The organism is Microvirga soli (genome assembly GCF_016734765.1).
Lineage (GTDB): Bacteria > Pseudomonadota > Alphaproteobacteria > Rhizobiales > Beijerinckiaceae > Microvirga > Microvirga soli.
The window spans coordinates 104,954-117,802 of sequence record NZ_JAERQE010000013.1; the positions used below are offsets into that span (position 1 = coordinate 104,954).

Annotated in this window: 10 protein-coding genes; 7 read left to right on the top strand and 3 right to left on the bottom strand. The window is 65.1% G+C overall.

Features of this window, described 5'->3' with window-relative positions; genetic code table 11:
• Positions 1-70 precede the first annotated feature (70 nt).
• The 3 genes from JKL45_RS13585 (at position 71) to JKL45_RS13595 (ending at position 3,523) form a co-directional block, all read left to right on the top strand.
• Positions 71-1,321 carry an EAL domain-containing protein gene (locus JKL45_RS13585; RefSeq protein ID WP_201861668.1) on the top strand — a complete coding sequence of 417 codons (1,251 nt, stop codon included), beginning with the start codon at positions 71-73 and terminating at the stop codon, positions 1,319-1,321.
• 51 nt (positions 1,322-1,372) lie between these two features.
• Complete coding sequence (locus tag JKL45_RS13590; RefSeq protein WP_201861670.1) at positions 1,373-2,248, top strand: TIGR01459 family HAD-type hydrolase; 876 nt, start codon at positions 1,373-1,375, stop codon at positions 2,246-2,248.
• Between the two features lie 330 nt (positions 2,249-2,578).
• Positions 2,579-3,523 carry a bifunctional riboflavin kinase/FAD synthetase gene (locus JKL45_RS13595; RefSeq protein WP_201861672.1) on the top strand — a complete coding sequence of 315 codons (945 nt, stop codon included), beginning with the start codon at positions 2,579-2,581 and terminating at the stop codon, positions 3,521-3,523.
• Positions 3,524-3,778: 255 nt separating this feature from the next.
• On the opposite strand, the gene JKL45_RS13600 is transcribed toward JKL45_RS13595, so the two are convergent.
• The 3 genes from JKL45_RS13600 to JKL45_RS13610 are packed head-to-tail and all read right to left on the bottom strand — an operon-like array spanning position 3,779 to position 6,605.
• Positions 3,779-4,948, bottom strand: a complete 1,170-nt coding sequence (locus tag JKL45_RS13600) for a DUF3095 domain-containing protein (protein WP_201861675.1) — start codon at positions 4,946-4,948, stop codon at positions 3,779-3,781.
• A gap of 9 nt (positions 4,949-4,957) precedes the next feature.
• Positions 4,958-5,461: a peptide-methionine (R)-S-oxide reductase MsrB gene (gene msrB / locus JKL45_RS13605; protein ID WP_201861676.1), complete on the bottom strand. Its 504-nt coding sequence runs from the start codon at positions 5,459-5,461 to the stop codon at positions 4,958-4,960.
• A 31-nt stretch (positions 5,462-5,492) separates the two neighbouring features.
• Entirely contained in the window at positions 5,493-6,605 is a 1,113-nt protein-coding gene (locus JKL45_RS13610; RefSeq protein WP_246498529.1) for a catalase family protein, read from the bottom strand.
• A gap of 324 nt (positions 6,606-6,929) precedes the next feature.
• Between JKL45_RS13610 and ileS the strand changes: the two genes are divergently transcribed.
• From ileS to JKL45_RS13630, 4 genes are all read left to right on the top strand, one after another.
• The gene (gene ileS / locus JKL45_RS13615) at positions 6,930-9,929 is read left to right on the top strand and encodes an isoleucine--tRNA ligase (RefSeq protein ID WP_201861683.1); all 3,000 of its coding nucleotides are present in this window, start codon (positions 6,930-6,932) and stop codon (positions 9,927-9,929) included.
• Positions 9,930-10,078: 149 nt separating this feature from the next.
• A complete protein-coding gene (gene lspA / locus JKL45_RS13620; RefSeq protein WP_312896960.1) occupies positions 10,079-10,549 on the top strand; it encodes a signal peptidase II in 471 nt (156 codons plus the stop codon).
• Positions 10,550-10,634: 85 nt separating this feature from the next.
• Positions 10,635-11,279 (top strand): hypothetical protein, encoded by a 645-nt coding sequence (locus JKL45_RS13625; protein ID WP_201861685.1) that lies wholly within the window; start codon positions 10,635-10,637, stop codon positions 11,277-11,279.
• A gap of 215 nt (positions 11,280-11,494) precedes the next feature.
• Positions 11,495-12,826 (top strand): M16 family metallopeptidase, encoded by a 1,332-nt coding sequence (locus JKL45_RS13630; RefSeq protein WP_201861686.1) that lies wholly within the window; start codon positions 11,495-11,497, stop codon positions 12,824-12,826.
• Positions 12,827-12,849: the final 23 nt, after the last annotated feature.

The following is a 12,849-nucleotide window of genomic DNA, read 5'->3' on the forward strand; positions in this document are numbered from 1 at the left end:
CGTCTTGATTCACTTTCGGTTAAGACACTGATTCGGGCATAGAACCCGAGCCAGGGGAGCGGGGGCACCCATGGTCATTACCAAGAAAATGAATCCGGTCCTGAAGGGCCGGAAGGCGGCTTTGCTCGCCTTCACGCCGGCCTTTCTGACGGCATCCGCCGCGGCCTATGTGCCGTTGGAGGCGGGGCTCGTCATGCCGGCCTTTGCCGTTCTGATCACGATGGTGATCGCCGGTCTTCTCATTCTGCGGCAGCAGGCCGGGGCGGGCCTGCATTCCGCATCTGTGCGGAGCCCAGGCAGGAGAGCGGGAGAGGGACCGGCCGGGCTTCTGCGGGAGCTCGCCAAAGCCGCCGATGCGCCGGAGAGCGGCGCCCAGGCTGACCTCATGCTGCGTGGCAGGCCCGCCCTTGCGCTCGTGGGCGGGTCGGTCGCCGGTTCCGAGCGTTTTCCCGAGCCGTCCCTGCTGCCTTCCATCCGCAGGCTTTCGGCCGACGAGACGAGCCGGATCAGGCTCGTCACCCAGGCTTTCGAGGCGGACCGGATCGAGCTGCACCTGCAGCCCATCGTGTCGCTGCCGCAAGCCAAGATCCGCTTCTATGAAGTCCTGGCGCGGCTGCGCCTGGCGGACGGGACCCTGCTGGCCCCAGCCGAGTTCCTGCCCATTCTGGAATGCGCCGGCCGCGCGTCCGATTTCGACCGGCGGATCCTGATCCGCGCCATGGCAGTCGCCCGCCATCTCATGGCGCGCGGCAGCGAGGCCATCGTGGGAGTAAACCTGTCGGCCCATGCAATCGTCGAGCCAGGCTTCCTGTGGTCGCTCGCCGGGCTGCTGGATTCCTCCCCCGAAATCCTCGGCAGGATCGTCCTGGAACTACCCCAGCACAGCTGGCGCCATCTCGATGGCGACCTCAAGGCCGCGCTGGCGAGCCTGCGGGAGCGCGGCGTGCCGTTCTCCCTCGATCGCGCCGCCGATCTCCGGTTCGATGCGAAAGCGCTGGCCGATCTGGGCATCCGCTTCATGAAGCTGCCGGCCGATCTGATGATCAAGGCCGCCGAGCAGCAGGACGGACGCTATGCGGGACCGGAGCTCGACGTGCGGGACTTCTCCTCCACGCTGCGCCGCCAGGGCATCCGTCTGATCGCCGAGCGGGTGGACCAGGATCACATGGTGCCGGTTCTCGCCGACCTCGGCGTCCCGCTCGCACAGGGCTTCGCCTTCGCGGCCCCGCGACCGGTGAAACCGGAGATCGCCGGCGAGCAGGAGCTGCCGCGCCCCTTCGGCCTGGAGGATGCGCCAACCCGCCTCCGGCGCGCCGGTTGACTTGAAGGTCGCAAGGTCCTACCCGCCGGGGCTCCTAACAAGTGAGCCCTCATGACCGCCTCATCCCGTCCCCTTCACGTCGAGGGCCTCCAATCTCTCGCCGAGAATTACGACCTTATCCTTTGCGATGTCTGGGGCGTGCTGCACAACGGCGTCAAAGCCTATGAGGCTGCGAGCAACGCGCTCACGCGCTTTCGTGCCAAGGGCGGGCGGGTGGTGCTTGTCTCCAACGCCCCGCGCCCCGGCGCCTCGGTGGGAACGCAGCTCGACGGTTTCCAGGTGCCCCGCTCGGCCTACGACGCCATCGTGACCTCGGGCGATCTGACCCGGCTCGCCATCCAGGAGCGCATCGACAAGGTGGTGCACCACATCGGCCCACCCCGCGACATGCCGATCTACAACGGAATCGACGTGCGCTTCGGCTCCATCGATGAGGCGGATTACGTGGTCTGCTCCGGCTTCGACAATGACGAGGAGGAGACGGTCGAGGATTACCGCCCGCAGCTCGAGGCCATGCGCCGGCGCAATCTGCTGATGGTCTGCGCCAATCCCGATCTTGTGGTCGAGCGCGGCCACATGATCCTGCCCTGCGCCGGCACCATTGCGCTGGCCTACGAGGAGATGGGCGGCGAGGTCTTCTATGCGGGAAAGCCCCATCGTCCGGTCTATGAGCGAGCTCTCACCGTCGCGTCCGATCTCGCCGGTCATCCGATCCCGAAGGGGAGGGTGCTGGCGGTCGGCGACGCGATCCGCACCGACATCGCAGGCGCCGTGGGCTTCGGCATCGACGCCCTGATGATCGCCCGCGGCATCCACGCGGAGGAATTGGGCCTCCACAAAGGCGATCTCGTCTCGGATCACGTGCAGGATTGGGTGGACCGGCAGCCGGTTCGGCCGATCGCGTTTACGGATATGCTGTCCTGGTAAGCCCAGTTACGGACCATGGTAGCCCGGTCTGGCACCCTTGCATTTCTTCAGCTCGTAGTCCCAAGCACCGCCTGCATCCAAGCAGTAGTCGATCTTCCCGTGCTCCGTCTGGTCCCAGATGTACAAGGCCAACCACCAGAGCCCAAAGGTTATGAGGACAAGCGCAAAAGCTTTGAGCATGAGCATTCCAGAGCGGTTCGTCGCGGAGATGCAACAATATAGGATCTCTCTTGAAGGCCGTCGAGGCGAACGGGCTTGACCCACAGGGTGCTTTTCGACAGGGTCGCGCGGCACCGACCAGTTCCAGATGAGTTCCGAGGTTCTCCCCTGATGCCCATTCCCTTCGCGATCTGCCGCGATGGCGAGCCTGTGCCCGAGAGCCTCAAGGGAGCCGTGGCGGCTATCGGCAATTTCGACGGGGTGCATCGCGGGCACCGGCACCTGCTGACTGTAGCGTTGAACTCCGGACGACCCGCTGCGGTCGTCACCTTCGAGCCGCATCCGCGCAGCTTCTTCCAGCCCGACCAGCCGCTGTTTCGCCTGACGCCGGAGCCCGTGAAGCTGGCGATCTTCGCGCGGCTTGGCCTCGCGGGCGTGTTCCAGAGGCGCTTCGACGGATCGCTTGCCGCGCTCACGGCCGCGGGCTTCGTGGACCTGCTGGCGAAAGACTTGGAACTGTCGGGGGTCGTGATCGGCCACGATTTCCATTTCGGCCGGGCGCGCGAGGGCAATCCGGAGCGCATGATGGAGCTGTGCCGGGAGCGGGGGCTCGATTGCCTTGTGGCGCCTGCCATTGTCGAGGGCACGGAGCCGGTCTCCTCCAGCGCCATCCGGACCGCCCTGGAAGCGGGCGATATTGCTACGGCCAACCGGCTTCTCGGCTATCGCTGGTTCGTCCGCTCCGAGGTTCGCCACGGCGACAAGCGCGGGCGCGTCCTCGGCTATCCGACGGCCAATATGCGTCTGCCCGACGATTGCCGCCTGCGGCACGGCATCTATGCGGTGCGAGCCTCGGTTGGCGGTACACTGGTCGATGGGGTTGCCAGCTTCGGCCGCCGCCCGACCTTCGACAACGGAGCACCTCTGCTCGAAGTGCATCTCTTCGATTTCGCCGGCGATCTCTACGGGCAGGTTCTGGACGTGGAGTTCATAGGCTGGATCCGCGGCGAGGAGCGGTTCGATGGCATCGAGGCGCTGATCGCCCAGATGGATCGGGATTCGGTTGAGGCGAAGAGGATGCTTGCTGAGGATAAGACGGTTTCGATGGTCGGTTGAAGCTGTGAGGCGTCATCCCGGACGAAGCGCAGCGCAGATCCGGGATCGCCGGACGAGAGTGGCGCGATCAACCCTCTCCCCTTTGCGGGAGAGGGTGCCCTGCGAAGCAGGGGGGAGAGGGGCCGAGTTCGTTCGATGACTGCCCCTCTCCCGGCTCACTCCGTTCGCCACCCTCTCCCGCAGAGGGGAGAGGGAAATCGCGGCTTGTCCTGAAAGCGATCCCGGATCGGCTGCGCCGTCCAGGATGACGATGCTTCATACCGCAGGCTTCATCGCCTGCGCGGCCATGGCGTAGCCACCCATGGCGCCGTCGACGAAATGGATGTGATCGGCTCGGGTGGGCGAGGGGACGAAGCACGTCATGAGGGCCGCCTCCTGCCGGTGCAGGCCGTGGCGGGCGATGCCATGCTGTTCGGCCTCCGACAGCATCGTCTCCAGCCGATCGGCCAACGCAGGCGTGCAGTCGAGCGTCATCCGTAAGCCGTCATCGAACTTGCGAAAATCCGTGTTCTCGACGAGCTGGTGACGGTAGCGAGCAGGATCGAAGCCGCCGAAAGGCCGACCCGTTCGGAAGATCATGAACGATGCGAGCCGTCCAGCCGCGAGCCGCGCCAGGGGCAGGAGGCGAAACCCGCCCGTTCTGACCGTCTTGGCCTCAACCCCGAAGCCCTTGAACGGGGATGCGAGCGGAGGCCCTTTATCAGAGAGCGGGCGACCGGCTTCCTGCCCCTCGGCCAGGGCAAGCACCTCGCCAATGAGCGTGTTGAAAGCCTCCATGTCGGCTTCCGGGGTGGGCAGGACGATCAGGGAGAGAATGACACCGCGCTCCGGCGTGATCTCGTCGAAGCGGCAGCTCAGGCCCGTCAGGTCGGGCAGAGTGCCCGATGAGGCTGGAGGAATGGCGAAGGCGCCGTTCTTCATCTGCCGCTCGGCATAGGCGAGGCCGCCTCCCGCGAACATGGCATAGGACACGTCCGGCGAGGCGGCGAACCGGGCAATGCGGACATCGTGGCCCTGAGCCCTGATCTCCGAGACCGGCACGAGGGCGATGCGCAGCTCGAAATCGAAGGCGTCCCGCACCCAGGCCGCGACAGCGCTCAACACCTCTCGTGCGATGTCATACTCGGAAGCCGGCAGGGCGAAGCTCGCGCCGTCGCCGCCAAACACGAAGGGGAATTCGCTTGTGCCGAGCTTGTTGGCCAAAGCCGCGATGACGGCGGCGGCGGCCGTGTTGACTTCCTTGTAGCGTCCCGCCTGGATGGCCGAGGTGGAGCGGACGATGTCGCTCAGGCCGATCACCCAATCGTCCGGAACGGGCATGTAGCGCCGAGCATCGGTCAGATCGGAGAAGTGATCGAAGACCGGCAGGCGGGCGTAGAAATCTGCGCCCGTCCTGTCGTCCGTTTCCTGCCGGCTCGGCTCCATGGCGGGGCCTTAGCCCGCCACCTCGCCTTCGGGTGCGCCGCGTCCCAGCTCGTCCGGCAGCGGATCGCCCTCGGCCACAAAGCGCATGGAGACCGAGTTCATGCAGTAGCGCTCACCGGTCGGGGGCGGGCCGTCATTGAAGACGTGGCCGAGATGGCCTTCGCAGCGGGCGCAGCGGATCTCGGTGCGGACCATGCCGTAGCTGGTGTCGCGCACGAAGGCGACATGCGAGCGGTCGATGGGATCGAAGAAGCTCGGCCAGCCGGTGCCGGATTCGAACTTGGTGCCGGCGTGGAAGAGCGGAAGCCCGCAGAGGCGGCAGCAATAGGTGCCCTTGTCCTTGGCCTCGTTGAAGACGCCGCAGAAGGGCCGCTCCGTGCCGTGCTCCAGGAGAACGCGGCGCTCCTCATCGTCGAGATTGTTCACGAGCGTGCGGAACTGTTCGGGGCTGGGCGGTGTGAGGTCGAAACCGGCTGTTGAGCGCTGCTTGTCGTCCACAGGGGAGTGGGCCATGGGTCTTCCTCTTGAATGGTTGGAAGAGCCTCTACGCCGGAATTGCATCCAGCGTCTTCGGCTCCTCGATGGCGTGCCCGTTATGGGCCGCTCTGAACGCCGCAGAGGCTTCATAAGCCTTCCGGCGCAGACGCATGATGACGCCCAGGGGCTGATGCGCGGCAAGGCCATGCCAGGGACTGAAGAACAGACCCTCGTCGATGGCAGCCACCTTGTTGTCGCTCCAAGCCTCCTGCGGCGCAACCGTAATGCGACCGACAGGAATATAGGGACTCTGGTCCTCCGGCCACAAGATCGAGGCATCCTCAACCGGCATGGTTTCGAGATCGGTGCAGAGCTGAACCCGGATCTCCCACTCGCCGCCATACTGACGGAAGAAATCCACCACGGCTTCGCGCAGGCCATCCGGCTTGCCGTTGAGATCGACCGGGGCGTCCTTGAGCGCCGTCAGCTCAGCGCTCACCGGCGCAACCGAGACCTTGGCTATGTAGTCGCCGTAGCGGATCGGCGCCTGCGAGAAGAAGGTCTCGCCCAGGATATGCGTCTCCGGATGCCCGCCGAGGGACTTCAGCGCGACGCTCTGGCCGCCGAACGCCTCGATCAGGGTTTCCAGGCCCCGCGAGACCGCCGACACCACCTTCTTGGTGCGGTCGAGCCGGTCGGTGGTCTTTTCGAGAAGCTTGAGATTCTGGGCGAACGGTTTTGGCTTTGCCTGAAAGGTCGGCCCATTCACCAGAACGAAATCCTGGGTCGTGCCGCCCTCCGATCCCGGCAGTCGCTCACCCTCGACCTCAGCCACCTTGATCGCAAGACCGCGCGGGGTGGAGACGCTGTCGTCGAGAATGTCCCCAGGGGTGGTCGAGAGCCTTAAGGCAACCGGGTAGGTGCTGGCCTTGGCGAACAGGCCTTGGGCAAGAACCGGCGGCAGGTCGGGGAGCACATGCAGCTCGCCCTTGAGGACGCCGTGGCTCTTGGCGTGCACACTGCGGACGGGACGGCCGTAATCCTCCAGGGTCTTCTCCCGGATCTTCTGCATCGATTCCAGAATGCTCGCTCCGACCTCCGCCTCGTCCGGATGGGGCGTCTCGACGGAAGGGCTGTAGCGCACGGGCGACTGCGGGGGCGTCAGGCTGGATCGCGGCAAGGGAGGGCTCCGTCCTTGGGAAGAGGGCCGTCCGGCCCGATGGGAGCAAGTCGGAACCGTGGCATTGGTTCCTGCCTGCCGGGATCAAGGAACCCTTGCAGGAATCCCATGCGTCCGCGCTTTATTATCCGCCCCGGCGCTGCTAAAAGGCTCCCCATGCCCATGGTTTCTCAGGTTCTGCCGGCGGCCCGGATAGGCGCGGCGCGAATTATCGGCCCGGCTTTCGCATGACCTGCGAAGGTCCGGGATCCTAGCCGTTCGCCCTCAAAGAGAAGCCTGATGCGCCCGCCTTGACCCGGGCCACACGAGACCTGATTGATCGTCATGACCGATAAGCTAGACCGCGCTGCCCGCGACTATTCCGAAACCCTGTTCCTGCCCCAGACCGAGTTTCCCATGCGGGCCGGTCTGCCGCAGCGGGAGCCGCTGCTCCTGCAGCGCTGGAACGAGAACCGGCTCTATGAGCGTCTGCGCGAGGTCCAGAAGGGCCGTCCGCGCTTTGTGCTGCATGACGGCCCTCCCTATGCCAACGGCAACATCCATATCGGCCACGCGCTCAACAAGATCCTGAAGGATCTCGTGGTCCGCTCGCAGGGCATGCTGGGCTTCGACTCCAACTACGTGCCCGGCTGGGACTGCCACGGCCTGCCGATCGAGTGGAAGATCGAGGAGGAGTACCGGGCCAAGGGCAAGAACAAGGACGATGTGGACATCGTCGAATTCCGCCGCGAGTGCCGCGCCTTCGCCGAGAAGTGGATCGACGTGCAGCGCGAGGAGTTCAAGCGCCTCGGTGTCGAGGGCGACTGGACGAACCCGTACCAGACCATGAGCTTCGACGCGGAAGCGCAGATCGCCCGCGAGATCATCAAGTTCGCGGTGAGCGATCAGCTCTATCGCGGCTCGAAGCCGGTGATGTGGTCCGCGGTCGAGAAGACGGCGCTGGCCGAGGCCGAGGTCGAGTATCACGAGAAGACCTCCACGACGATCTGGGTGAAGTTCAAGATCACCAACACGCTCGACGGCGATCTCGACGGCGCGTCCGTGGTGATCTGGACGACCACGCCCTGGACGATCCCGGCCAACCGCGCCATCGCCTATGGCGAGAACATCGCCTACGGCCTCTACGAGGTCACGGAAGCAGCGGACGACAACTGGGCGAAGGTGGGCGACCGCCTCGTCATCGCCGACAAGCTCGCGGCCGACGTGTTCGCCGCCGCGCGTGTTGCCGGATATGAGCGCGTGAAGGACGTGCTGCCGGTGATGCTCGAGCGCTGCGCGCACCCGTTCCGTGGTCTTGAAGGCGCGAACGGCTACTGGGATTTCGGCGTGCCGGTGCTGCCGGCCGATTACGTCACCGACGATGCGGGCACGGGCTTCGTGCACACGGCTCCCGGCCACGGCGCGGATGACTACAATACTTACGTAAAGCATCGCGACGTGTTCGCCGCCTGCGGCACGAAAGAGGTGCCGCATACGGTCTCGCCGGATTCGTCCTACTTCCCCGACGTGCCGTTCTTCGCGGGCGAGCGCATCTACGACGACAAGGGCAAGGATGCGGGCGCCAATGAGGCGGTGATCAAGAAGCTCGTCGAGGTCGGCGCGCTGATCGCGCGCGGGCGCCTCAAGCACCAGTATCCCCATTCCTGGCGCTCGAAGGGTCCGCTGATCTTCCGTAACACGCCGCAATGGTTCATCTCCATGGACAAGCCGCTCAGCGGCGAGGGCGGCGTTCACCAGGCTGCGCCTCTGGTCCTTCAGCCGGAGGAGCCCGCCCGCGATACGCTCCGCACCCGCGCGCTCAACGCCATCAAGACCGTCGAGTGGGTGCCGGAATCCGGCGCGAACCGCATCAACGGCATGATCGAGAACCGTCCTGACTGGGTGGTGTCGCGCCAGCGCGCCTGGGGCGTGCCGATTGCCGTGTTCGTGAAGAAGAACAGCAACGAGATCCTCAAGGACGAGCGCGTGAACAACGCCATTGCCGAGGCCTTCGAGAAGGAAGGTGCGGATGCATGGTATGCGGGTGACGGTTCACGCTTCCTCAAGCCCTTCGGTTATGAGCTGAGCGATTTCGACAAGGTGAACGACATCCTCGACGTGTGGTTCGACTCGGGCTGCACCCATGCCTTCGCGCTGGAGAAGCGCGAGGACCTGAAGGTGACGCGCAAGGTCGATGGCGGTCCCGATCAGGTCATGTATCTCGAAGGATCGGACCAGCATCGCGGCTGGTTCCACTCCTCGCTGCTGGAGAGCTGCGGCACGCGCGGTCGCGCGCCTTACGACATCGTTCTGACCCACGGCTTCGTCCTGGACGAGAAGGGTCAGAAGATGTCGAAGTCGCTCGGCAACGTGGTCGCCCCGCAGAAGGTGATCCAGGATTCGGGCGCCGATATTCTGCGCCTGTGGGTGGCGGCCTCCGACTACTCGGACGATCTGCGCATCGGCCCGGAGATCCTGAAGACCTTCGTCGAGACCTACCGCAAGCTGCGCAACACGATCCGCTGGATGCTGGGCTCGCTCGCGCATTTCCGCGAAGCTGATAAGGTTGCTTTCAACGAAATGCCGGAGCTGGAGCGTTTCGTGCTCCACCGCCTTTCTGAGCTCGACGGCGAGATGCGCGAGGCCTACAGCAGCTTCGATTACAAGCGGGTGATTGCGCTCCTCAACTCGTTCATGACCACGGACCTGTCGGCATTCTATTTCGACATCCGCAAGGACGCGCTCTACTGCGATCCGATCTCGAGCAAGGTGCGCAAGAGCGCCCTGACCGTGATCGACCAGACCTTCCGCTGCGTGGCGACGTGGATCGCGCCGATCCTCGCCTTCACGGCAGAGGAAGCGTGGCTTGAGCGCTATCCAGAGGCCGAGTCGGTGCATCTCGAGACCTTCCCCGACGTGCCGGCGGAATGGCGCGACGAGGCGCTCGCGGAGCGCTGGTCGAAGGTGCGCCGCGTGCGCCGTGTCGTCACGGGTGCACTCGAGATCGAGCGTGCGCAGAAGCGCATCGGCGCGAGCCTGGAGGCTGCGCCCGTGGTGCACATCGCGGATGAGAGCCTGCTCCAGGCCGTCCAGGGCCTCGACCTTGCCGAGATCTCGATCACGTCCGGCATCCAGGTGGTGCAGGGCGAGGGGCCGGCTGACGCTTTCCGCCTCGAGGACGTGAAGGGCGTGGCGGTCGTGCCGGGTCTGGCTCAAGGTCGCAAGTGCGCCCGGTCATGGAAGGTCACCCCGGAGGTGGGCAGCGATCCGAACTATCCGGACGTGACGCCCCGCGATGCGGCAGCCCTGCGGGAGTGGGACCAGCTCAAGGCGGCGGCGGAATGAGCAAGGCGAACGGGACCGGCGCGCCGCTGCCCGAGGCCGGCGCGACCTCTCAGGCCGGCCCGCAGCGCTCCGGCGCTGCGACGCGTCCGCGCAGCCCGAGGAACCCCGGCAAGAGCCGCACGGTTCGCAAAGGTCTCTCGGCCGCCGCGATCCTCGGCTTCTCGGCCGCTCTGATCACGCTCGTCCTCGACCAGGCGACCAAGCTCTATACCCTGTTCGTCTTCGACCTGCCGGTGAAGGAGCCGGTGGAGTTCGCCCCGTTCATCAACCTGATCGTGGTGTGGAACCGGGGCATCTCCTATGGGCTGTTCCAGCAGAACTCCGATCTTGGCCGCTGGGTCCTGATCGTGGTGTCGATCCTGGCCGCCATTGGGTTGTCCCTCTGGATCCGCCGCACCACGGCCAAGCTCCTGGCAACGTCCCTCGGGCTCATCGTCGGCGGGGCCGTCGGCAATGTCATCGACCGGCTGGCCTATGGGGCCGTGTTCGATTTCATCCAGTTCCACATCGGGTCATGGTCCTGGTACGTGTTCAACGTGGCGGATGCGGCCATCGTTGCGGGGGTGGTCGGTTTGCTCTATGACTCCTTCGTCCTGGAAGGGCGTCGGGCGAAGAAATGATATTCTGCAGCGCCCGGCTGCCATATGTTCGCCTGAATGAGCGATCAGGCCTTCCGGCCACAACGAGAAACCAATGGTGGGTGCCATGAAGGGAATGAAAATCGTAGGGTGCGCGGGGGCTCTGGCGCTTCTGGTCGCCGCTACCGGCGCTTCGGCGCAGGAGGGCGAAGGCATGAAGAGCATTCTTGGCGCCATCGGCATCATTCCCAAGGAGAAGGCGCCCATCGTCTATAACGAGCGTGCTCCTCTCGTGCTCCCGCCGAAGCTGGACCTGCCCGCGCCGGCCCCAGGCGGCGGTGCCGAGGCGCGCAACGGCAACTGGCCCAACGACCCCGACGTGGCAGCACGCCGCAAGGCGGCGGCCGAGGCCCGGACGCCCTGGACCAGCTCGGAAGCCTACAAGCTCAATGAAGGCCGCCGTCTCTCCGTCGAGGAGATGCGCGCCGGACGCAACCCGAATAACATCGCCACGGCTGCACCCGCTCGCTCCGGCGCACAGGCCGATATGAGCCGCATGACCCCGGACGAGCTTCGCTCCTTCTCGATGAAGGACGATGACGTGAAGCTTCAGGGTGACGGTTTGGAGCGCCGCTATCTCAGCGATCCTCCCGGAACGCTCCTCAAGGCCCAGGGTGGCGGCAAGCTCAAGGCTTCCGCCGATCCGGTGATCAACGGCGATCCCGAGGGACCACAGGCCTTCATCCGCCAGCAGCAAGAGCGCAGGCGATAGCCACTCACTCTTCTCTCTTTTTCAGGCGAACGGGTTCCCCCGCTTCGCCTGAAAACGTTATGGGGTCCTGAAAAGGCCAAGCCTGGTTTCCCCTTTCCGTGCGAACTGTCTCCCCACCGGAAAGTTTCGCGGCCTCGCTTGCGTACCCCCTCAATTTGACTATTCCCGTAGGTCTATCCTGCGAAACGATTTGATGTCGCCAAGGTTGAAACGTCATGGACACTGCCTCTAAGCCCATTCTTCGCGCGGACGCCGCTTCCTTCGGGCGAACGGAAGGCAGTGGCCCGAACCTGTCCTCCTTCACTCTCGACAACGGTCTCGATGTTGTGGTCATCCCCGATCATCGCGTTCCCGTCGTCACGCACATGATCTGGTATCGCAACGGTTCGGCGGATGATCCGATCGGCCAGTCGGGCATCGCGCATTTCCTCGAGCATCTGATGTTCAAGGGCACGGAGAAGCATCCGGCCGGCGAGTTCTCCAAGGTCGTGTCCGGCCTCGGCGGCCAGGAGAACGCGTTCACGTCCTTCGACTACACGGCGTACTTCCAGCGCGTCGCGCGCGAGAACCTCAAGACCATGATGGAGTTCGAGGCCGACCGCATGACGAACCTCCTCCTGGAGGAGTCCGTCATCGCTCCCGAGCGGGACGTGGTGCTGGAAGAGCGCCGCATGCGCGTCGAGACCGATCCTTCGGCGCAGCTGTCCGAGGCCATGGCCGCCTCGCTCTTCGTGCATCATCCTTATGGCATTCCGATCATCGGCTGGATGCACGAGATCGAGACGCTCAACCGCGATCACGCGCTCGATTATTATCGCCGCTTCTACACGCCTGAGAACGGCATCCTCGTGGTGGCCGGCGACGTGACCGAGGACGAGGTGCGCCGCCTGGCCGACACCACCTATGGCCGCGTCGCGCCGCAGGGCAAGCGCCCGGTGCGTGTGCGCCCGCGCGAGCCGGAGCCCGTGGCGGCCCGTCACATCACGGTCGCCGACCCCAAGGTCGAGCAGCCCACCTTGCAGCGGCTCTATCTCGTGCCGTCCTGCCGCACAGCCTCGCAGCGCGATTGCTATTCGCTCGAACTGCTCGCCGAGGTCATCGGCGGCGGCCCGACGTCGTATCTCTACCGCAAGCTCGTCATGGAGCGCGGCATCGCGGTGAATGCAGGCGCCTGGTACATGTCCTCCGCCATGGAAGACACGCGCTTCTGCGTCTATGCGGTTCCGGCCGAGGGCGTGTCGCTTCAGGCCCTGGAAGAAGCCGTCGATCAGGTGCTCAAGACGATCCCGTCCGAGGCGCTGGATGGGGATTCCATTGAGCGCGCCAAGACGCGCCTCGTGGCCGAGACGATCTATTCCACCGACAGCCAATCCTCGCTCGCCCGCATCTACGGCTCGGCGCTCGCCATCGGTGAGACCATCGAGGAGGTGCGTCGCTGGCCGGTCGAAATCGAGACCGTTCTCAAGGACGACCTCGCATCTGCCGCCGAGCGCTATCTTGTCCCCCGCCGCTCCGTGACGGGCTACCTGCAGAAGTCGGCTTCGTAAGCTGCCTGCCCCAGAATTTGAGG